The organism is Persicobacter diffluens, assembly GCF_036244895.1.
In the GTDB taxonomy this organism is placed as follows: domain Bacteria; phylum Bacteroidota; class Bacteroidia; order Cytophagales; family Cyclobacteriaceae; genus Persicobacter; species Persicobacter diffluens.
Genome location: NZ_BQKE01000002.1, coordinates 1,442,881 through 1,466,368, shown reverse-complemented (window position 1 = coordinate 1,466,368; position 23,488 = coordinate 1,442,881). Strand labels below are relative to the sequence as shown.

The 23,488-nt window shown below is 41.0% G+C and carries 15 protein-coding genes; 3 read left to right on the top strand and 12 right to left on the bottom strand.

From position 1 onward, the window contains the following. Positions 1–211: 211 nt before the first annotated feature. The gene (locus AAA970_RS19450; protein WP_338238561.1) at positions 212–2,527 is read left to right on the top strand and encodes a GH92 family glycosyl hydrolase; all 2,316 of its coding nucleotides are present in this window, start codon (positions 212–214) and stop codon (positions 2,525–2,527) included. A 517-nt stretch (positions 2,528–3,044) separates the two neighbouring features. Beyond that, on the top strand, positions 3,045–3,968 hold the full coding sequence (locus AAA970_RS19445) for a DUF2167 domain-containing protein (RefSeq protein ID WP_338238560.1): 924 nt from the start codon (positions 3,045–3,047) through the stop codon (positions 3,966–3,968). 466 nt (positions 3,969–4,434) lie between these two features. On the opposite strand, the gene AAA970_RS19440 is transcribed toward AAA970_RS19445, so the two are convergent. The 4 genes from AAA970_RS19440 to AAA970_RS19425 are packed head-to-tail and all read right to left on the bottom strand — an operon-like array spanning position 4,435 to position 10,722. Next, positions 4,435–5,289 carry a hypothetical protein gene (locus tag AAA970_RS19440; RefSeq protein WP_338238559.1) on the bottom strand — a complete coding sequence of 285 codons (855 nt, stop codon included), beginning with the start codon at positions 5,287–5,289 and terminating at the stop codon, positions 4,435–4,437. Continuing rightward, positions 5,286–8,987 (bottom strand): ATP-binding protein, encoded by a 3,702-nt coding sequence (locus tag AAA970_RS19435; RefSeq protein ID WP_338238558.1) that lies wholly within the window; start codon positions 8,985–8,987, stop codon positions 5,286–5,288. Before AAA970_RS19435 ends, AAA970_RS19440 begins: the two co-directional genes overlap by 4 nt. Then, complete coding sequence (locus AAA970_RS19430; RefSeq protein ID WP_338238557.1) at positions 8,984–9,526, bottom strand: condensin complex protein MksE; 543 nt, start codon at positions 9,524–9,526, stop codon at positions 8,984–8,986. Before AAA970_RS19430 ends, AAA970_RS19435 begins: the two co-directional genes overlap by 4 nt. Then, complete coding sequence (locus AAA970_RS19425) at positions 9,523–10,722, bottom strand: hypothetical protein (protein ID WP_338238556.1); 1,200 nt, start codon at positions 10,720–10,722, stop codon at positions 9,523–9,525. The genes AAA970_RS19430 and AAA970_RS19425 overlap by 4 nt, the downstream gene beginning before the upstream one ends. 336 nt (positions 10,723–11,058) lie before the next feature. On the opposite strand from AAA970_RS19425, the gene AAA970_RS19420 reads away from it, so the two are divergent. After that, positions 11,059–11,559: a DUF6398 domain-containing protein gene (locus AAA970_RS19420; protein ID WP_338238555.1), complete on the top strand. Its 501-nt coding sequence runs from the start codon at positions 11,059–11,061 to the stop codon at positions 11,557–11,559. Between the two features lie 514 nt (positions 11,560–12,073). On the opposite strand, the gene AAA970_RS19415 is transcribed toward AAA970_RS19420, so the two are convergent. The 8 genes from AAA970_RS19415 to AAA970_RS19380 all read right to left on the bottom strand — a co-directional run bounded on the left by AAA970_RS19415 (position 12,074) and on the right by AAA970_RS19380 (position 23,483). Further along, positions 12,074–12,508 (bottom strand): hypothetical protein, encoded by a 435-nt coding sequence (locus tag AAA970_RS19415; protein ID WP_338238554.1) that lies wholly within the window; start codon positions 12,506–12,508, stop codon positions 12,074–12,076. Positions 12,509–13,329: 821 nt separating this feature from the next. After that, the gene (locus AAA970_RS19410) at positions 13,330–14,019 is read right to left on the bottom strand and encodes a peroxiredoxin-like family protein (protein ID WP_338238553.1); all 690 of its coding nucleotides are present in this window, start codon (positions 14,017–14,019) and stop codon (positions 13,330–13,332) included. A gap of 120 nt (positions 14,020–14,139) precedes the next feature. Further along, positions 14,140–15,348: an MFS transporter gene (locus AAA970_RS19405; RefSeq protein ID WP_338238552.1), complete on the bottom strand. Its 1,209-nt coding sequence runs from the start codon at positions 15,346–15,348 to the stop codon at positions 14,140–14,142. Between the two features lie 358 nt (positions 15,349–15,706). After that, complete coding sequence (locus tag AAA970_RS19400; RefSeq protein ID WP_338238551.1) at positions 15,707–16,792, bottom strand: SGNH/GDSL hydrolase family protein; 1,086 nt, start codon at positions 16,790–16,792, stop codon at positions 15,707–15,709. Positions 16,793–16,827: 35 nt separating this feature from the next. Further along, the gene (locus AAA970_RS19395) at positions 16,828–18,786 is read right to left on the bottom strand and encodes a family 10 glycosylhydrolase (RefSeq protein WP_338238550.1); all 1,959 of its coding nucleotides are present in this window, start codon (positions 18,784–18,786) and stop codon (positions 16,828–16,830) included. Positions 18,787–18,843: 57 nt separating this feature from the next. Further along, entirely contained in the window at positions 18,844–20,532 is a 1,689-nt protein-coding gene (locus AAA970_RS19390) for a DUF4623 domain-containing protein (protein ID WP_338238549.1), read from the bottom strand. Between the two features lie 33 nt (positions 20,533–20,565). Continuing rightward, on the bottom strand, positions 20,566–21,660 hold the full coding sequence (locus AAA970_RS19385) for a hypothetical protein (RefSeq protein WP_338238548.1): 1,095 nt from the start codon (positions 21,658–21,660) through the stop codon (positions 20,566–20,568). Between the two features lie 290 nt (positions 21,661–21,950). After that, positions 21,951–23,483: a SusD/RagB family nutrient-binding outer membrane lipoprotein gene (locus AAA970_RS19380; RefSeq protein ID WP_338238547.1), complete on the bottom strand. Its 1,533-nt coding sequence runs from the start codon at positions 23,481–23,483 to the stop codon at positions 21,951–21,953. Positions 23,484–23,488: the final 5 nt, after the last annotated feature.

The window sequence follows — 23,488 nt, the reverse complement described above, 5'->3', positions numbered from 1 at the left end:
TGATGCTCACTTTATACGCCACCAACCCAAATTTTTATTGAAATTCGAAATGATAGACTGAAACAAGGTGTATTTTTTAAGTATTTTTCATTTTGTAACCCATTATGTAACCATTTCCGCATCCTCCCTGTAATCAGTCCTTCCGATAATAGCATTCTAATATTTTTACTATTGAGATCAACTGCTATCACGCCCTCAAAAAATAAGCTTTATGTTTAAATCATTGTTGTATATCGTTGGCCTGTGTTTTTCCATCATTGGGCTGCTACCCGCAAAAGCCCATGCACAATCCCGAATGGCAACGGCACCGGTAGATTTGGTAAACCCATTAATGGGCACCGATTCGGATTTTGAATTATCCAATGGAAATACTTACCCGGCCATTGCCACCCCTTGGGGGATGAACTTCTGGTCGCCACAAACCGGGAAAAACGGAGACGGATGGATGTACGCCTATAGTGCAAAAACCATCCGTGGCTTAAAACAAACCCACCAACCGTCTCCATGGATCAATGATTATGGGGTGTTTTCTTTAATGCCTGTGGTGGGAGCACCTAAATTTAAAGAAGAGGAAAGAAAGAGCTATTTCTCTCATAAAGCAGAAGAAGTAAAGCCTTACTACTACTCGGTATATATGGCCGATTATGATGTATTGGCAGAAATGGCTCCAACAGAGCGCGCCAACCAAATGCGTTTTACCTTCCCGGAAGGTGAGAACTCCTGGGTGGTAATTGATGCTTTCCACAAAGGATCATCCATCAAAGTAGAAGGCAATAAAATCATTGGTTATTCTAGCTACAACAGTGGAGGGGTACCGGAGAATTTCAAGAACTATTTCATTATCGAATTCGACAAAGATATCCAGGAAGTGAAAGTTTGGGATGATGAAAAATCCTATGACAAATCTGAACTTAGCGGTGAGCATGTTGGAGCGTTAGTACGTTTCAAAACTTCAGAAAAAGAACAAGTAACTGCTAAAATCGCTTCCTCTTTCATCTCCCATGAGCAGGCAGCTTTGAACTTAAAGAGGGAAATTGGTGACGACAGCTTTGAAACCACTAAAGAAAATGGTCGCAAAGCATGGGAAACGGAATTTGACCGTTTCCAAATCAAAGGCGGAACTGAAAAAGAAAGAGCCACTTTCTTCTCCTGCCTGTACCGCACCATGTTGTTCCCAAGAAAGTTTTACGAATACAACGAGGCCAACGAAGTAGTACACTACTCTCCCTATAATGGTGAAGTATTACCAGGATACATGTTTACTGACAATGGTTTCTGGGATACTTTCCGTGCCGTATTCCCATTCTTTACGGTAATGTATCAGGAACTGGATGCGCAAATCATGCAAGGCCTGGCCAACACTTACAAAGAGAGTGGCTGGCTACCGGAGTGGGCTTCCCCTGGCCACCGTGACTGTATGATCGGTTCCAACTCCGCTTCCCTGATTGCCGATGCTTACATTAAAGGTATTCGCGGATTCGATGCAGAGGTATTATATGAAGCCATGATCAAAAATACCAAAGGAAAAGGTCCATTGAATTCCGTGGGACGATTTGGTGCGGAGTACTACAATAAATTAGGCTATGTACCTTACGATGTAGACATCAATGAAAACGCTGCCCGTACATTGGAATATGCCTATGCGGATTTCTGTATCGCGCAGATGGGGAAAGAAATGGGCAAATCTAAAAAAGATTATAAGCTATACATGAAGCGTGCGCAAAACTACCGTAACCTGTATGATCAGGAAAGCGGATGGATGCGCGGTAAAAACGAAAACGGTGAATTCCAGTCGCCATTCAATCCATTGAAATGGGGTGATGCCTTCACAGAGGGTAACTCTCTACACTATACCTGGTCCGTTTTCCAGGATATCCAAGGACTAGTAGGCTTAATGGGGGGACCAGAGCAATTCAATGCCAAACTGGATGAGGTTTTTGAAATGGCTCCGAAATTCGACAACTCTTACTATGGATTCACCATCCATGAGATCCGTGAGATGCAAATTGCCAATATGGGGAACTATGCACACGGCAACCAGCCGATTCAACACATGATTTACCTGTACAACTATGCCGGACAGCCATGGAAAGCACAGGCGCGTGTTAGAGACGTGATGAACAGAATGTACACCCCTTACCCAGATGGATACTGTGGAGATGAGGACAATGGACAAACTTCTGCCTGGTATGTATTCTCCGCAATGGGATTCTATCCGGTAGCACCAGGAACGCCTCAGTACGTGATCGGTTCTCCGTTGTTTGAAGAAGTTTCCCTGAAACTGGAGAATGGCAACACCTTCACTGTAAAAGCAAATGATAATAAAGTAGAAAACGTATATATCCAATCTGCAACGCTTAATGGTAACGACTGGAACAAAAACTTCCTGAACCATGAAGACCTGATGAAGGGTGGCGTTTTAGAATTTGATATGGGCGCTCAGCCGAACAAAGAAAGAGGAACACAAGAAGAAAGCTTTCCTTTTTCTATCCATAAGCAAAATGGAAAAGTAAATCCAGCGCTTTAAAATAATATATTTTGATTTGGTGAGTACGAGCCGGTCCTTTAGGGGGTCGGCTTTTTTGTTTTGAAGCATCCCACGCAAGCGTGGGCGGGCTCTCAGCACTCGCTCTGCTTGCAGGCCGCTACGCTTTTAGGCGGCAAGCAGGAGCTCAAACAACCGGCTTCGCCGCTGCTTCCATCCCTATGCCAGTCGGGATCTATAAAAAGTATAAGGACTTCCACACTCCAAGCCACTTACAAGCCACTTACAAGCCACTTACAAGCCACTTACAAGCCATTAAAGTATAAATTTTGCTTAACTTTATATAATTAAATTCATTATATCCTATATTTACCATTTAAAGCATGCTAAAAACCCATATTCAGAACAAAAATTTGAAGTACTCGAAAAATAACAGGGGGTTTTCTCGGAATCAAAATCGTTAATGTTGAGAAATATCTGAGATCACTTCCAAAAATTTGAATTTGAAATCGGCTGGTGGGGTTTTTAAACATGCTCTTTATACTATACCAAAACTAACATGATATTAAGTAGACTAACATCAACCTTTCTTTTCCTGCTTCTTGGATTCCCATTGATCAGCTTTGCCCTGGACAACGAACCGGCTGAAGAGGAAGCAACATTCACTGAAGCGGACCTTTTAGAAATCCAAAAGTATTATACTTGGGTCGACAGTGTAGAAACCGCTATGAATTGGCAAAATGCAGGCTCCACCGTTACCCTGGGCGATGGAGTAGCGACACTTACCGTTCCTGAAGGCTTCAAATTCTTAAACCCTGAACAAGGGAAATATATTCTTACCGATGTATATGGCAATATGGAGGGAGAAAATCAGGGCATTCTATTTCCGGCCAATGTGGAGATTTTTAATGATAGTGCCTATTTTGTCATTTTCTCCTACGACAATTCCGGATATATCAGCGATAAAGAAGCGCAGGACCTGGACTATGACGAACTCATCGCCACCATGAAAGAGGATTCTAAAGAATACAATAAGCTCCTGAAAGAAAATGGCTACGGAGCCATGGAATTGATAGGATGGGCCTCCGAACCACATTATGATCAGGCCGATCACAAATTACATTGGGCGAAATCCTTATTACCGGAAGGACAGGAAGAATACCTTTTGAATTATAACCTGTTGGCTTTGGGCCGCCATGGATACCTGAAAATGAACTTTGTGGCGGACATGTACCAGTTGGACTCCGTTCAAAAAGCGATTCCTTATTTAATGCCCGCTGTTAGCTTTAATGATGGTTATCGCTACGATCAATTCGATGATAGCATCGATAAAGTAGCAGCTTATGGCATTGGAGGACTAATCGCCGGGAAAGTACTGGCCAAAACCGGAATTTTCGCGGCTTTAGCCAAATTTGGTAAATTCATCATCCTTGGCATAGTAGCCGTTTTTGGCGGAATATTTAAAAGACTAAAAGGGAATTAACCCGAATTATTCACCGCTAAATTTACTAACCAAGCGCAAGCGACTTATTTTCAAGTCTTAAAAGCTTATTTTCTTTGGATTATATTAGCCCAAATTTGAGCAAGCTTGCATTCTCCTCATTCATCTGTTTCGTTGGAAAAAACTCGAAATAGGAAACTATTCCTTCATTTTTTCCGCCTTACAGCTAAACGAGGATTTAAGCATGAATAAGCCGGGTTAAATCAATCGGTTCCCCTACCACTTTAAAAGGCACGTAATCATTCGTGCCTTTTTATTTATGGTATTACGCTTCAAAATTGGGTTGAAAAAATCAATCACCCATTGGGACAATTTTGAGGTTGTTAAAATCCATAAATCATAGTAAATGGATTCAACCACCAATTACACGAATTTTCGCTAATTATTTTTTCAGTACTAATAATGATCTTATTCAAAATCCCTGTGAAGGTGGGAAAATCATATTAAATCACAAACCAATAAACACTTCCTGCTCCAGACACTTTTTATGACGGTGCAAAACCGCCATGGCCTTTAAAAGATAATCCGGTAAATCGTTTAATTGATACTGATCAAACTGACGATCATATAGCCCAGCATTGCCATATTTCATCAATAAGTTATCCAGGTTTTCCGGTATAAAAAACTTTGCCCGTCCTTTTAAATGTTGGAAGTATTCGGATTTAAATATTTTCAAACCAGCAAAATCAATATCACCAAAATGAATATAGGAATAATTTCTTACTGACATCCACTTGATAAAATCTTTATTCTGCGGATATCGGGACACAAAAACACAGGGCTTTTGAGGAAACATATATCTTTGCGCTTCCAGCTGACGAAAATTTTCTGCGTTCTCCACCCCTACAATTACCGTATCTTCAGGCAAAGAAAATCCTTCATAATCATAGATAAAAGTGAAAGCGCCTTCTGTAGGAAGAAGCATTAACTCCTGTCCGTTCAAACGGGCTTTCACCGGATCAATCACACTCACCATAAACCCAAAAAAAGTCCGCTGCCCACGCACTTTGGAATTCCCACTCACCTGAACGGCCCGGGAGCGGCTCCCGGCCTCCATTTGCCCTTCCAACAATAAAACATAGGCTTCCAACTCCTCTATTCCGAATTTATTTTTTAAATAAGTGGCCAGTGGAAAATCCTTAGTCAGTTTTACCTGCTTTGACCGTCGGTTTACCTGACGGATAACGAACACCCCATCTTCAAAAAATGATTTCCAGAGCGGTGCAGTAAACTTACTGAAGGGCAACTGCTCACCTGCTTGTAGTTGCAAAAGCAGTCGGCCCTGATGTTTGTTTATTTTCATAGCTGCATCATATTTTGATTACTGATAATTTTAGTAACCATCGTATGATTGGTTTGGGGATGCTTTTCCAGTCTGTAAATATGACGATAGCTTAAAGGGTTACTTTCGGTAGGGGAACCATTGATGAGCAAAATATTGCGATCATTGGCAAATTTCAATATCCCCTTGACATTATTTGGATGAAGCTTACCAATTTCATCCATCATACAATGAAGTTTAAAATCTTTGAATTTTTTGGATGCCCCTTCTTTATAAACATTCAATAGCATGATGTAAACCATGGCCTTTACCAGAATGTCTGTTCCGTCAGAACCCACACTGGAAAGGCGCTCCACCCAGCCCGTATCATTCAGATTTTCCTCCACCCTGAACATCAACTCAAAGGCATCGGACAGATCCAGCTTCTCCCGCTTTTCATTACCTACCGCTCGGGTAAGCCTATTCAATAACTCACTGACCTTTTTCCCATGATTATCCGAAGTATTTGAAAATAAGTTGAGCGGCCCTAATTCATATTGATATTCATCATTAAAAGCTTTTATTTCCTTTAACAAAACGACCAGCGGATTCCGGCTATCCTCCACTTTCAGTTCAATTTTTTTCACCGCTCCTACAAAATTTCGCTCCGTAAAATCCCGGTTTACTTTCTGAATGATGCGCTGCACTTTTCCGGTCAGGTCAACCAATTCCCCGGTTTCCTTACCAATCAGATTAATAATATCTGTAAACCGATCACTAGAGCGCTTTTCATAAATTTTGATCTTCTCTTCCTCTACAAACTGCTTCAGCTCCAATGCAAAAGCAAGTAAATGCTGAATTTCATGATCAGGCTGTCTTAAATTAAAAATATTCTCCGGATCTACACAGGTAAAAAACTGATGTCCTCCTTTCTTCAGGCGATCCAAAGCGGTTTCCCTCTGGGCATTTAACTCCCGAAGTAAATGCAAACTATCACCCATTTTCACCTCACAATCAATCGGTTTGCGTTTTACTTCTTCCGCCGCCTTCAATACTGGCTGGTCCTGCAGGTAGCCCTCCTGCAATAAAAATTGATACAAACCACTCTGTTCAAAATTCAGCTGGTAATCTCTTATACCCTGGGCAATATGATCACACACCTTAATTTGGGATTGTTCTTGAGCTCTGGAGTTTTGCAGGGCAACATCCAGGCTGCTTTTGTTCCCACTATATTCCTGCTCTGCATCCAACAACATTTTTTGGCAGCTTTCCTGTACACGTTCCAATTCAGGTAGCTGGTCGATTAATTCCTTTTTATGCTGTCGGTATTCAATGACCATTTTCTTTTTAGCCACCAGATTTTCTAACTGCTCCTCAATCCGCTGTTGCTCTTGTTCAATCTTTCCTACTTTTTGGGTATCCACTCCTTCATTTAACAGCGCAAGATCCCGCTCTTCTTTAACCGTATTTATCTGCTGCTCACAGGCCGCTTCTGCCTCGACATGTGACTGCTTTAGCTGTTGATGGGCAGAGGCCTGTTGTTGCAAAAAGGCATCTTCTTCCCGGGCAAACTTTTCCTGCAGCCTGACCACCGCTGCTTTAAAGGCTGCTTCCAATTGCCCTTTTTCTGCTCTTAAAGAAGATACGGCCGCCTCTGCCGCCATCAAAACCTCTTGTTGCTTCAATAATGCCGCTTGCTTTTCGGTTACGGCCAATTCCTGAAGCTCCTGCAAATCCAGCGTGGTAGACTGCACTTTTCTGCTTAATTGTTCCAACTCATAATGCAGACCATCCTGCTGCCCCTTTATGTCGGCCAGTTTTTTACGGTAAGCGGCTTCGGTCTTTACCTTTTCTGCTTCAAATTCTCTTAGCATCTGCTCACGCCCTTCTGAAAACCCCTGCAATTTTTCACGTGCTTCGGCCAATTCTTGCTGCATATAAGCAAGGCTGATCTCGGCCTTGGGCAAGCTTTCCAAATTCAGGCGCACGCCAAATAAGCTGCCTTTTGCCTGCTCATCCACGCTGGCTTCCACCTGCTGAGCAAATAAAATCTCCTCTTTCACCACTCGCCCGATGTCCGATTGCCAGCCCGGCTTATTTTGCTCCAACCAGGAATAGAGGGAATCTTTGGAGGCCGACAATTTATGCTCCCACAAAGCCACAGCCTCCCCGGCCTCCTTCATTTGTTTTTGAAATTGTTGATCCTTTTGGTGCTGAGCAAACTTCATTTGCTTTAACTCCAACTCAAAATCACCCTTCAGTTTGGCCTCCTGCTGCTCTAAATCTCCCAGACTGCGCTGATGAGATTCCATGGAGGTTTTATAGGTCGACAACTTCTCCTCCTTGGCAGAGATTTCCTCACGCCTGAAAAGCTGGTGCTTCAGACCTTCAAGTGCCACCTGCTGCTCCGTCCAATTGAGCTGACTGCCTTCCATTCTTTCTTCCAGCAAAGCTACTTTTTCGGCCTGCTCCTCCCTAATTCCTTTTTCTTCAAGTCTTTCTTTATGGGCCTGCTCTTTCCTGAAATCAATCAACTCCTTATCCAGGGCATTTCCCCTTTCCACCAAATCATTCTTTACGGCTTGTAATTTTTGCTTTTCCGCAATAATCAGATTTTCATATTTCTGAGCGATCTCGGAGGACTGCTCTAATAAAATCGCATGGTTTCGGGCCAGGCGTTTTTGTTCCGCTAACAAAGCCGGTTCCTCCTCAACCTCTCTGATTATGGTCGCTATTCCTCTGCTTTGGTAATCCTTTTGCAATTGCTTCGCCCTGGCGATATCCTTTTGTATTCCTCCCAATTGCCCATCCAATTCCCGGCGCTGCCGGGTATAGGTGGCCTGCAATTGTTGAATATCTTCCAGTAAATTCCGATTTTGCTGCCTTTGTTCCTCCAGTAATTTTTTTTGTAGAGGTTCCTGCTCTCTGTATGTTTTATAAAGTCGCTGAATCTTTACCGTACTTTCTTCTATGCCACGCAAGCGATGCGAGTACTCCTTCCTTTGCTCTTCAATTTTCTTAGAAATCGTTTCACAGCGGGAGGATTTAAAGCCCTTAATATCCTTCATTTGTTGGTCAAAGTCCTCCAAATGCTTTTTATAGACCACCAAATCGATTTGCATTTCATCACTGTCCAAAGAGGATATAATCGTCTTTTTGATGAAATCCGCATCCAGCTTGGCATTTAAAAAAATGGATTGAATCGTCTTGGGAATATTTCCATACTTACGAGATTCCATAATGGCATATTTCTTAAAAGAAACCGGCTGTTTGCCATTGCCATAAATGATATCCCGGAAGTGGTCATTCTGCGCCACAATATTGGAATAACTCACCTGATGTTCCAACAAGGCCTTATGAATTTGATCCCAGCTTTCGTGTACCTGTCCCAGCGTATCCATAAAGAGTGACTGCTGAAAAGGAGCATCCAGGAATCGAAAAGAAATTCCGGACCGGTGCCTGAAAGCCATCACACAATAGGTGCCCGTCTCCTTCTTTACCTCATAGACCAAATAGGAGTTACCATAGGGCAAGTACCAATCTAAAAAAGACTTATTGGTCGGCCCGGTAGGTATCCCTAAACCCCGGCCGTTCACATTATAAAAATATAAAATAGCCCTCAATAGCGTACTTTTCCCCACTCCCTGAGTCCCAATAAAATGAACATTACCATCCAATTCCACGGATGAAAATTTGACAGAAGCACTATTGATAAAAATTACTTTACTTAGGTATCTCATGAGGTATGTAAATCTTCTGTAATATCAATCTTTAAAATCAACTCTTCCAGATAAGACCAGGAAGACAAAACGCGATAGGTGGATTCATAGGCATCCTCCAACACAATAAAGCCCTCCGCCTCCAGGGCATCCACCATTTTTGTGAGCATTTCCAACTCACTTTCCAGCTTACTGCCTTTATGTAAAGCTCTCAGCTTTTCCTTCAAGGCCGTGTTTACCTTCATTTCACCTGATATTCCAGTAATTGAAAATCTTATACCAGCAGAAAAAGAACTATTATAGGTTTTAAAAAAATCCATATAGTCAATCCATTTAAAAGCGGTTTTCAGTTTACGCTCCAAAGTAGCTTTGCTTTCCGTACGGGAAAAATAATAGAAACCATCTCCCCGTTGTAAAACAAAGTTCAGTTCTTCAAAATCCTGAAAAAGGCTTTCAAAATGTTCCTCCACAAAGTCAAAAAGTGGTCGGTCTGACTTTAAATTGGAATTGATAAATTTTCCTTTGGAAAGGCGCTCAAAAATTATGGCTTTATATTTCATATTGCTTCATTCGCTTTGGGGTAAACAATGGCGTATTCAGTGGAATGGGCTTCGCCGTAAGCCCCGCTGAAAGAGAGTTCTTCTCCGTACATGGAAATGACCTGACAGTACAATAAAACCTGCTCTTCAAAGTCTACTTTGCGTGGAAATTCATATTGTTGGATAAAGGCAAAAAGATGCTGACCGGAGGCCATAAAATTATTCTTAAGAGCAGCAATGTCAATAAAAAGTTCCTGTGCGGCAGACTGCTCCAGATCCTCCGGACTTAAAGCAGGAGCCAGATCCATTTTACGCTTCTTGCCCGCTCTTCCTCTTTCATGTATGGTCTTAATGAGATCATACACACCATCTTCCTCCAGTTGGGAAAGTCCTAATTTCAATCGAAATCCGGATTTAGGCTCAAAGATTACATCATGACTCCCCTGCAAGACTTCCCGGATATTCGTCTGCCCCTCCAAAACCAGATTATCTTTAAACGCTTTTAACTGATCCAATTTGCGGTAGATATCTGTTTGGATCTTTACCTGATTCAAATAATCAATAATCTGCCGTTGCAATTCAATCAGATTGTGCTGACTCTCCTGCAATTTTATCTTCAGATCAATCAACACATCGGCCAGTTCATCATCCAGGGCAGATTTGAAAAACAAATGCTCCTCCTTCAATAGTTGCTCCGTCTGGGCGATCAGCTCTCTGATGTCCTGACTCTTTTGGTCAAAATAAGAGAGCTTTTCCTTTTTTAAGGAAAAATTAGGTTCCGTTTTAAAAACCTGTTCCACATTTCGCCCTACATCCAGTACAGAGCGGTGACAACTCTTCCCGATGCGTTTTAATGTTTGCTTGGCTTTATTCAGATATTTGGCTTTTCCTGCACTTTTTTCCTCCTGAATAAAGTACTTAATATTCTGCTTCAAATTCGCAATCTGATCATGAATAAAGGCCGTATTTACTTCTTCCGAAGCCCCTAATACCGTCTCCAGAAAAAGTAAAATATCATCAGAAATGGTCAGATACTGTCCGGAACGATCAATTACCCCTCTGGACAATAGTAGATTGAGTTTATCCTCATCCATCAACTCCAATGCATGATCAAAGCGAAAACTCACATCATTTCGCTTACTAAACATCTCATGCAAAAGATGTTGGGAGGAGTTTAATATCCCAATCACCTCCTTAACTGACGAAAATCCTTCCATATTACTTACAAAAAAGTCCACGCTAATACCCGAAGAGCAACATCAAGCATGCAGGCTTTTTATTTAGCCCCACTCAAATTGCCCATCTTTGGTATCATTTTTTTTATTAAAGTCACTAATTTAATAGGGTACCAGCGAAAAACCTCGGGAAAATTCATCTTCCCTACCACCCGAATAAAATCGCAATTGATTCTTCCAATAGTCCCTACAAATCACCTGGCCTGCCTTCAAAAAACGGTGTTAAACGATATCCGAAATGATAATTTATAAAATCCTTCCCTTTTTCTCCAGAATACCTATTTTTGAAAAAAAATCAGCGCTCAAAAATCACCGTAAATGAACAAGGAAGAAATAAAACAAAAAGAAGCACAACTCATTGAAATGACCCGAACTTTTTGCACAGAGAAGCTGAATGAGGATTATGCTCAACTATGCGAAAAGTTAATTAAAAAAATGGGTCGAAAAAGAGAGGTTCCTTTTAAAAGAGGAAAATTGGAAATATGGGGTGCCGCAGTGGTCAATGCCATTGGCTTCGTCAATTTCCTGTTTGACAAATCCTCCGAGCCTTATGTTACTGCCGATCAAATCCATGAATTCTTCGGAACTAAAAGCTCCACCGTTTCCACCAAATCTAAACAAATAAAAGAAATGTTTAAGATGAGGCAATTTGATCCGGAATTTTCAACTGCTCAAATGGAAGCACAAAACCCTTTTAACGATTTCGTGATGATTGATGGATACATGATGCCAATGGACACTTTACCTGAAAATTTACAAGCCGAGGTAAAAGAGGCTAGATCCAGAGGAGAGGATATGGAATTTTTCACGAAACAATGATCAAATGAGGAATAGCTAGTCTATGCTTTTTAGAAAATTAAAGACGATATACGATTCCACTATTTAAGAAAAAAATTAATCATTATTAACGGGGTTAGGAATGGGCAGGCAGGATAAATTATTGGAAATATTTATCAATAATCATCCCTAAATTAATGCGTAATAAATAACGCTAATTTCCATTCCCCAGCCCGTATCATCCATTATTGAGGGTTTGTTTTTCAACTTCCTGAATAACAGCCCCACGCTTGGCGGCTATCAATAATGATCAATAAATCACCTTAGCGAAGTAATCTCAAATAGTTCTGAAATTATGGAAGCAAAACCGGCGGCTCTAACGGTAAAAAAACGCCCGAACTGTACTTAAAATTTCGCTTCTTCCGGATTTAAACACGGAATACAGGAAATAAAAAAAAAACCGCACGAAGCGGTTTTTAGATTGGACTAATTGGAAAACATATTGCCTGGCCTTGACCGGCAAATTTACTATCCTCCAATTATCTCTAATTTTTGATTATTGCTCTGGATTAGGAACCAAAGGTACAATGTATAATTGAGTAGGAAGAGGCAACTCCGCCTCATCAGCCGGAGATACTTCCAACACTTCATTTACTTGATAGAAGTTCAAGTCATCCATGTTAAACACCCCTTTTGTAACTTTGTAACCAATGTTTTCGTCACCTTTAGGCTCCTTACCATTAATTTCCAATTCACCTTCGAAAGTCGTTTCATTGATCATTGAAGTAATATGAACAGCCGTAGGAGTCACCATTCCGATCACTTCATACTCAGTCCCTTTTACTTCACGCAATTCTGAAGCATTGTAAAGGTAAATTTCGCTTAATTGCTTTTGTGCTTCCTCAATAGGATCAGTTACTACTGTGTCATCTGATTTGTTACAGGCCATTGCTACCATAGCCAATGCGAAAAAGAAGAAAAGTTTTTTCATGATAATAATTTTTAATTAGTCCTTCAATCAATCAGAAAAGTGCAGGACACAGAAAAAACCACAATCTTCCTTTTGCGCAAAACCACAAATGAGATGAGAAACAGATTAACAAGGCGCATTATCCAACAATATAGCATTCAAAACGCCTAATCCCACCCTTAATATCTAATGTAATTATAATGACTTTTTTCACTCAAAAATCGCCGCGCAACCCAAACTCTTAACATTAAGGCAGATACCCCTAAAGGGACACCTTTTTTTCTCACACTTTTATGTTAGAATATTTTAAAACGAACGACAGAAAACGAGGATTTAACGGTAGGCCAATAACCGCACATTTGTATTTAACCATTCTTCCATAAAAGTAGGACTTCATTTCCAAGCAACATTAACTTGGATTAACATGCTTGAAAACTCGTTTACAGCGTGTTAAAAAGCCAAAAATCGCAGCGAAAATTTAATTTTTGCAGAAGCGATACCCGATTGGTTTAAGAGCATAGCATCGCTATTGTTGAGCAGGAATCTGGAAAGGCTTCCAATAAATCGAATCTGCAGCCGGATGGTAGGTTTATAAACACGCGCTCAAATCTTGACTTCTACAAAGCAGATAACGAAATAATTCAATTTTCAACATATAGCTTGTCAGCAAAAAAGGAGTAAGAACATACGCTCGAAAGATGGCATTATTGTCAATCTAGCAAATTTAGAAAATCCCCTTTTTACCCAAGCTTTAGCATTAGAACAGTACCCAAGTGACATACAAAAAGGTCAGCTCTTATCAAGCTGACCTTATATCCCTACATATTTATCAAGCGTAAATATTATCCTTTCATCGCCGCTGCAATATCAGCTGCAGAAGCACGTTGTTTGTAATTCACATCGTACTGACGGTAGATCACTTTTCCATCCTGCCCTACAACAAAAGTCGCCGGAACCGGCAATATCGCTTTGTCCGACCCATTGTTTTGAGCGATATCTTCCGACAATTTTTCGCGAATCATTTGTTGATAGGCCTCTGTTACCTCAAAGCCCACTTTATAATCTGCCACCGTCTGAGTCGCATTGGGGATAATGGAGAAACTCGCCCCCACTTTTTCCGAAATTTTCTGCGCACCCTTCAACTGTTCCGGTGAAACTACCAGCAATTGGCCTCCAGCTGCAGTAATCTGATCTAAATTTTCCTGCAAACCTTTAAGCTCACGATTACAAACCGGACACCAATAGCCGCGGTAAAATACCACGGCCACAGGCCCTGATTTTAACATTTCATGCAATGACACTTCATTACCATTTTGATCCTTACCTGCAATCTCCGGTGCGTCATCCCCAACCATTAATCCTTTGCCAAGGGTCTTCTCTTCAACCCCTAATTTCGTAAGGTCCTGGGTTTGGGCATCTGGCACCTCTTGCTGTGCTTTTACCTCTGCTTGCGCATTATTTTCACTTTTCTCTTCCTGACAGGCTACCATAAATAACGCCAACAGGGCCATAAGAAATAACTTCTGATTCATAAGTCAAAAATTTGGGATTTATTTGATTGAATGATCTATCAAACCACGCATCGTGTTTTGAATGTTCAAAACTATCACCATACCTGATTGGGATATGTCCGCAAAATGACTTGCTAAGAATTAATTCGAGACTTCCTTTTCTATTGGACATTCAACCGACACTTCCCGACCAGGAATGCGAATCCGCTGAGCAAAGTACAGCGAACATAAGCATAAAATCGCCGCAGATATAAAGGGTATCTTCCAATTTAACAACCACAGCGCCCCACCAACAACCGGAATCACAACTGCTGCAATATGATTTATGGTGAAAGCCATCGCCATGGAAGGCGCGATATCTTTAGGATCGGCAGTCTTTTGGAAAAATGTTTTAATCGCTATTGAGAAATTAAAGAAAATATGATCGAGGATGTATAGGCCTGCCACTATCCAGCGGTTTTCCACAGTCGCATAAGCAATAAAAATTAAAAACAGGGAAGCATATTCCATGGACAATACTTTCCGTTCTCCAAAACGGTTAATTGCCTTAGCGATGAGCGGATTAAAAAAATAAGCAATGATATTATTCGCTACAAAAAGGATGGTGATTTCCTGTATAGAAAACTCGTATTTCTTCACCAATAAAAAAACCGCGAATACTACGAAAATCTGTCGACGGGCGCCACTCAGGAAATTCAACATATAGAATAACCAATACTTTTTTCGGATAAGTAACTTCTTATGCTGGGCGGGCTTAGAATCATCAGCCGGATTTCGACTCAAGGCCCAGGCTCCAATGATGATGGCAAAGGCGCCCAGTACGATATATTGCTGTTGATAAGTGAAGTATGCGGACATCCCAAAGATTAAAGCCCCGACCCCGATATTAGAAACTGCGGTAATCGACCTGATCTGTGCAAAAACAATCGGTGCCTGCTGATGACTGAAATACTGAAGGGTTAAAGACTGATTAGTCGTTTCAAAATAATGAAAACCGATAGACATAATCATCGTCGTGGTGGCCAGACCAAAATAAGAGGGGAATAAACCCGTCAGGGCGACTCCTAAGCCCAAAAACATCACCGAATAGGCGCTCAACCGATGTTCTTTAAAAACCAGCAACAGATATACCACCAACATCGAAAGAAAACCGGGAATCTCCCTTACCGACTGAACAAAGCCGACATTAAAACCATTCAGGCCAATTTCATCTACCGCAAAATTATTAAATAAGGTACGCCAGCCCTGAAAGCCTGCTGCTGCAGCCATAGACAAGACCAATAAGTAGGTATACATTGGATTCTGCCGAATCACTTTCAGGGAAATACTGCTATTGTCGATTTTAGTCATAGCGGCAAAATAGGGAAATTTTTGGAAAGCTTGGATGAATTAAATTATCAGATCATCGGGAATCCCATTTTTGACATTTGCCTCAATTATTTACTCCTGAAATGATTCATCTTTCACCGCAAGCTAAACATCAGTACTTAACCCGGATTATTCATGCACCAATCCTCATTTAGCTGCAAGGCGAGAAAAATGAAGGAATAGTTTTCTATTTCGAGTTTTTTCCGTAGAAAGCAGATGAATGAGGAGAAAGCAAGCTTGCCCAAATTTAGGCTATTAAAAAATCAGCCGAAACGAATGTACTATACTGATAATTAACCAATTAAAGAAACTACCTAAAACTGACGGTGAATAATTCAGGTTAAATATCTTCGCTTGTACTTTGTATCACCTCCAACAATCGCTCACTCAATTGCATGAAACCATAATCCGTCAAATGAATCCCATCAACGGAATGCTCCATATCCCCTTTCAATAAAGTATTTGCTTTTAGATATTTGAATTCGGCTTGTGGCCAGGCTTTTTGAATACGTTTATACTGATTTAAATAAGCCTCATTCTTCGCGGCTACCCATTCAGAAAGTGTAGGCTTAAATTGCATTGGAGGATAAATCACATTCTCCACAAAAATAATCGGCGTTTCCGGCTGTTTGGATTTGATGATTTCCACGAATCTAAACAAGCGATCATTAATATCAGTGGGCGTACAATTGGGAACACAATCGATCACAATGGCAGCCGCTGCTTTTTGAGCGATCAATTCCGCTATTTCCAAATCCAACTTCCCATTTCCACTAAAACCCAGATTATAAATTTCCCGGTTTAACTCCCGTCTGATAATATTGGGATAAGCCATGCCTGGCCGGGAGGCGCATGCCCCCTGCGTGATACTCGTCCCGTAAAAAATGACAGGAGCTTCCTGTTGAATGATTTCTTCCTTCGGTCTTCGAATTTTTGCCTCAGCATTAATCCCAATTTTCAAGTTTTGCAGTCCATCATACAAAGGAAAGTGCAAGAGATATTCCCTCATGCCATTGGTTGCTAAATCTTGTTCGACCATTACTTTAGAAAGCTTACCAGTCGGCCTTCCAGAATTTAAAAACATCCATCTCCCCTCGTCCCATACATATAAATCGAAACCTTTTATTCCCGTATAGGACATATGGTTAAATACCCGATCATTCAAAACCTCCCACTCCAAGCCAAAAGCGGTGGCATCAGAGGCAAAGCGCAAAGCCAAGCCACTTGTGTTTTTTCCCAGATCCCACACTTCAGGTCTGCTGACTCCTTTTAGCTTTGCGGGTAGCCGTTCAAATGGCGTCTCGGTCTGATCCGTGATTTTTCCCAACAATAAAAAGGAATCGACTGCTACAAATTTCAAGCTATCCAATGGCTGTCCGTAAACTTTAGCACAAAGGAATATCAATAAAAAAAGATACTTTTTCATAAAGCAAAAAGGCCGGCAAAACCGGCCCATTTTAATTAGTATGGAAAAATTGCCTTGCCGGGATAGAATGCTCGGAACACTTTCTGAACATACGGCTCCTTCAATCCCTCATTGTAAAACTGAGATTCACCATTAGTTCCGACTTCCCGGTTAAATTTTAATTGTCCAACCAGAGTTTCCTCCTCCATAATATTACTTCCTGCTTTCAAAATAATACCGGGGTTTAACACATTTAAACCTGTACTGCTCTCCACATATCTCTGGGCTTCATCCAGGGTCGTCTTATAAGCGACCAAGTCTGTTCGATAGCATTGAACGCTTAAAACATCTACTACTCCATCGGATAGCCAGGTTGGCCAACTTTGCATTAAATTTTTCTCACACCATGGGTAAGGATTAGGAGAAGCACATACTAAATAATCATTTGATTTTGCTTTTACGGTTTGATACAACTCCCTGGCAAATTCGTTTAGAATATCCAATCGCCATTGTTTCCAGGCATTGTCTGCATAATTCTGTGGGGGCTCATCACCTCCATGCTCTGCTTTATATTTTGCTACTGTATATTCATCATAACCCGAATTGGCGGGCATAGCTGGCATTCTATCATCTCCCTGAATACCATCCACATCCGGATATAAGTCCAAAGATTCCACAATCATGTCCAGCAAAAACTGTTGCACTTCCGGATCATAACCATTGAAGTAGTAATCTGAATCATTATAGTTCGAGAAAGAACCATCATTTGCCTTACCTTCCCATTCGGGATGTACGGCAAAAATAGGGTGAGTAGCATCAGGTGCATTATGGCTTGCCATGAATCCATACTCAAACCAAAAGATGACTTTTATATTTTTCTTATGCGCCTCATCAATCAGGTCACGCACAGGATCGTTGGTCGGGCTTACATAATTATAATTCTTATAGAACCAACCCTCCTCAACATTTGAATAGTTAGAATTTTCTAAAAGTACCTGACTTTTAAAAGCGGTAGACGCTCTTACATAGGTGGCCAGATAAATGGTATTGAAGTTTAGTTCATCCAACAGATTCACCATTGCTTTGATATTCTCATAATTTCTGATATCAACGGAATACGCCGGATCCGGCACCCAAACCGCCCGTATCGCTTCTTCTTGCGCTTGCTCCTCTACCTGTACCACATAAGTTTCTTCTTCTCCATTTTGAGCAAATACAGTATACGTTACTGGGGAAGAAAAGTCTTGTTCCATAGCCAAATCGGGTAAAATACTGGCCGTCTCCGGTATTACTGCTGAAAATTGAAGCGCATTAATATTTGTTCCAAAGGGAACTTTCAAGGTCACTGTATTATCATTATTAACCTTACCCTCCACATAAATTTCAGGTAAAGTTGGATCCTCTAAGGTATTCAGGCTTTCACCGCCATACTGGACTGTTAAATTAATTTTTTGGTCTTTTCCTTCTGCAGACTTAATTACAATTTCCTGAGGGCTGGTAAAATCCATCGGCCGAGTAATATCGGTAATCATCTCCGCTCCGGGAGCTAAAGTAATTACAGGTGTTAGGGACGTCAGGCTATTTCCGATCAAAAAAGGTATTTCCACCTGATAGGTATTTTCTGCCGAATGCTGGCTTAATGGCGTCACTTCTTTAAAATCGACATGAACAATACTCTCTCCCCTGTTGAGTGCCTTGACCTGATAGATGGCGGTACTGCCATCCTCCGCAGTAACTATGTAAGGCAAGCTAGTAGATAAGTTAACCGTTTTACCATTAGCGGGATCGATAGTTGCCTGGGGAGACAATTCAAAAAATGGTGTTAAACTGCCCAGTCCAATTCCATCTTCAATGAAGACGGTATATAATTGCTCGCTTTCATAATAACTAATAGTAGATGTAGCATCTTCCTCTATCGAAATGCTAATTATTTCTTTAGCTGAAGATGCTGGATCATCTTTTTTACAACCAAATACTGCCAAAGCCCAGAAAAGAAAGAAAAAGTGACGTCTCATATAAAAAAGAAAAAAAGCCCCCGTCCTAAGAAAGATCGGGGGAGATTAAATATTTAATTATTGCTCCGCACCAAATTGGTGAATAGCAAAACCATTCAGAGTCGAGAATGCGAAAACTTCCAATTTTCCATCTACAATATTTACAGAAGAAGTGGCCGAAACCCAACCATCGGCAACAGAACCACCAATATCAATACGATAAACGGTCTTTTCTGCAATATTATTACCATTTAAACCTCTAAAAGCAGCCTCGATTGATGCTCCTTCAGAAATATCTACAATTTCCAAAAATGTACCACCAGCTTCCCACTCACGGTTAACGGTATAGGTTAAGTAACGTGATTGATTGAATTCAACAATATGTGGATCCTGGGCTCTTCCCTGAATTACATCAGAATTCACTTCAAAAATCACTTGACCATTCTCTCCTACAAGCGCGATGCCCATGTCTGCTCCTGATGTGGTAAAATGTCCAGCTTCTGGAGTAACATTTAATCGCCCGTACTGACCAATCCATTTACCACTCTCAAGACCAATTTCGATCACCTCTGGTGTTGCATCTACTGTCGTATGTCCCGTAACCTCAAAAGTATAGAATTGATTGTTATTATTTCCGAAGGGGAAGTTAGAGAAATAGAACTTACCATTACCGTTAGCATCCAGTGCACCAGAGAAAGCATCCCCTAATCTTACAGCAGTTGAAGTACCCTCAGGATCAGCGATGGTATAATCCAATACCAATTCCCCGGTTGCTGTTGTATTTTCAAAATACCAAACTTTCAACTTCTTATCTTTATCCATCGCCATTGATGCCACATAAACATGTCCATTAACCGGATATACCGAAGAAACGGTCCAGTTCACATCAGAGAAATCCATGCCATCTAAATCCAGTTGGTTTGCGCCATTAGTACCAATCGCTAAATCCGAAGCATTCCAATAGTATACATAATTTCCGCCTTTTCTACTTGGAGCGAAAACCACTCCATTATGATAATGCGCATCTCTGGAATTATTGTCATCGATTTCCTGAGGTACTGCATTTGCTTTTCCACTTAGGTTTGTGATGATCGTTGGGTTTGAGAAGTCCGCTCCGGTGTTTACCACCTTGGAAGTTAAAGCGTAATCTACCGCCTCGCCGGCATAATTAACAGTAAGGGTAGCCCCCTCTGTCAAATCCACGAATCCATCTTCATCAGCGCCCGCCAATTCATGGGTTGCCCCCACGGGAGCGACCTCAATTTCACCCACTTTAACTACCTGGCTGAAACCTTCAAAAATAAGCACCTCCACTGTTTTGTCTACTAAGTTAATTTCGGTAGCATACTCCACCGCTGTGCTAGAAACCATGGTTAAACTAACCAGGCTTCCTTCAGTGGCTTCCGCTTTGCTTACAGTAACCGCATAAGTTTTAGTCAGGTCACCATTCTTGACAATAAAATTACGGGAATCGGAGAAATCCAAAGTCGTTCCTGAACCTGGAATCACAGTTGACCCCTCATTTACTGATATCTCAGTAGTCAATGCAGTCAAATCTGTTTCGAAAGGGACCACCACTGATACTACACCTTCCGCTTCTGAAATATCTCCATCAATTTTTAAATCTTTATCTGCTCCTGCATCAGTGATCGCAAAAGCCAGCATTTTGGCCTCTGACACCACGGTATTATCATCATCTTTTTTACAGGAAGTAAATACCATTAGTCCGGCGACTAACAGCATCATTACGTTAAATAATCTGTTCATAATAAAAAATTTAAACCACTTTTTGCGGTATGATTAATTAAGTTCTTTGTTAACTATTAATAAAAATCCCCATGGACGGCCATCAACTTCTGTCGCTTTAATTAAATCTAATTGACTGCTCACCAATAGATTGCCAGCTTCAGGATCCCAGATTTCCTTAGCCGTCATACAGCCTAATGAAGGCGTGAAAGGATAAAAATCGGTATTCCGAAAAAAAGTAGGATCAATGGTAGACCCATGGATAATTATTTCTGACCGTTGGAGCTGTCCGGCATAAAAGGCCTGGTACAGCATCTCGTTCCCCCTTAAATGTTCAGGAACTAACCGATCATAATCCTTTATGGTTTGCCAATCGGGATCATCTGGATATTCCCCAATAAGATATGTCTCAATGGTTGTTGAGGGCCCTATAAAAGGATTATCGGAATTTCCGGTCCCACGAATTTTAAAAAAGCCGGTCGGGGTATTTCCGTTGGTAAAACAGGAAGGTGCATTTGATGCCGCCCTGAAAAGAAAAGGATAAACATTTTCCGAAAGGCGGCCATCCTTTTGCAACACCTGAATACTCCCTATTTGATTGCGATCCGGATCCACAAAAGCCACCAGATTCAATTGTTCCCGGTTCAATAACCGGAGGACCTTGAAAATGTCGTTATTCTGAAGCCGATCATAATAAGTCTCATTGACCAGCGTATTTAAAACTTTTTCATAAGGCCCTACATCCCTGATTTTTGGGCATAGCGACCGCTGGAATAAACAGGCATAAATTAAGGCCCTACACTTGACATCAATTTCAGTATCGAGCATCTGGCTTAATTGTTCACCAGTTAAAAAATCCGATCGGTCATAAAACGCTAATAAAAAATGATAACGCCGCTGAGCCTCAAGGGTCTTATATTTTCCAATGAGTGCCCGAAAGGTTTCCTCCGCCCCTCGCTCATATAGATTAAAGGCCGGAATGGCCCAAAGCACTTTATTTATCCATGGATCAGAAAAATCAGTTGCTTTAAGCTCCTGCAACATCTCCTCCCTAAATGCCTCCCGGTTGGCATTCAACGTCCTTTTCAGGGACTGACTCCATACCGAAGTTGACCATAACAATGATCCTATGATTAAAAAATATCGCATGCGATTCAATTGAAATCCCCAAAAAATTGGAGTGGGAGCAGGCTCCCGTCTCCATGTTTAATTAAGCCGAATTTCGCACCACCAGACTTGATGCGTTCGGCCTATCAACTTGCCATCAGGCAATAAAAAGGTATTTCTCTTTTTTTAGTAATCCCCAATTAGGTAGGCTTGCTTTTTCCTCCTTCATCTGCTTCCATGGGAAAAGTTGAAATAAGAAGCTATTTCTTCATTCTTCCCACCTTACGGATAAAGGAGGATTTAAGAGCGTGTTAAAAACCGCATCATTCGGCTTAGTTACCGCCATCCCACCAAACGCGGGTATATTGGGTATTCCCCCCCATTCGGGCTACTGCGGCCTCGTAATTTTCCCGATTATATCGTAATTCATTTGAAGAAAACATCACTCTTCTTGGCATATCGGAATTCCCCGGGAATGAATATTTAAGAGGTGAAATTGCCGGAAAGTCTGTACGGCGTTTTTCCGCCCATGCCTCTAAGCCATTTCCATATAAGGCTATCCACTTTTGGGTAATAATCTGTTCTAAGCCTTTGGTTGCATCAAATACAACACCCGGAGCCTGTAAATAGGCCTCCTGATCTGATGGACTGATCGCCTCTGTTCCATCCCAAAAATATCTAAACTGCTCGAAAGAAGCCTTGATGCCATTTTGATAATATTCAGACGAAGAATTCCCTCCGTTCAGATACCCTTTTAATTTTGCTTCCGCTAGTAAAAACTGTGTTTCTGAATACGTTAATAAAAACAATTCAACATTATGGTCCTGGGTATTAAAGTAGGGGCCAATATTGCAATAGTTTGTCCTGTAATACTCCTGATCAGCACCCAAATCTGCCGCATATTGTCCATTTTCAAGTCCGACGAAATCATCATTTTCTGTGGAAGGCTCGACATATTGATAAATTCTGGGATCAACTACACCTCCAAAGTGAGTTCCATCCAAGTAATCCATTAAAGTCTTTGAAACCCTAACTTCGTTCCAGCTATAAATGAATCCCATTGCATTTTTTACCTCATGCGTAACGGCCTGGCTACCTAACTCGGTAAGTAAAAGCGCAGACTCATCTTTGTTCGCAATAGTCATTTCAGGATTTACTTTTTGAATGTAATTTCTGGCCAATTCAGCATCAACATTGGATACTCTTAAAGCTAATCTAAGCGTAAGGGAGTTGGCAAACTTTTTCCACTTCAACAAATCCCCATTATAAAGTACATCTGCAGCACCAAAGGTTGGAAATCCTCCATTTTCGTTTTCTTCAATTTGCGTCACTGCCTCCTCTAATTCCTTAAGTAAATCCCGGTAGATTTCTTCTTGCGGATCAAATTTGGGCTTCAGGTTTTGAAATGCTTCGAAATAAGGAACATCTCCAAAAATATCTGTAACAACATGAAATAAATAAACATTCCAGATTCTTGCACAGGCCATTTTAATTGGATTCCCCCCCGTTTCTTCAATTAACTTTTTGGTTTGAAAATTAAGATTTAATGGTGCAAAATAAGCCCTAGAATAATAAAAATGCCAAATATCATCCCCCAATTGAGGCTCATAGTTATCCATGGTAAAGCCTTGTTTAATATTTGACCAGTGCTGCGTCCATTGAGACCCACGGGTTTGGTGAATAGGTTGCCAAATTTGATAACTCATCCCTGATCCGGTTACTAATGCCCGAGTAAACATGGGATCAGGATCAACAATGGGAGCCCCCGTTTGAGGTCTATTTATCTCTTCAAAAGAATTTGTACAAGCGGTGATAAATACGCCCCAAACAAATAAAAATGTATATAAAATATGATTAATTCTCATGCTTA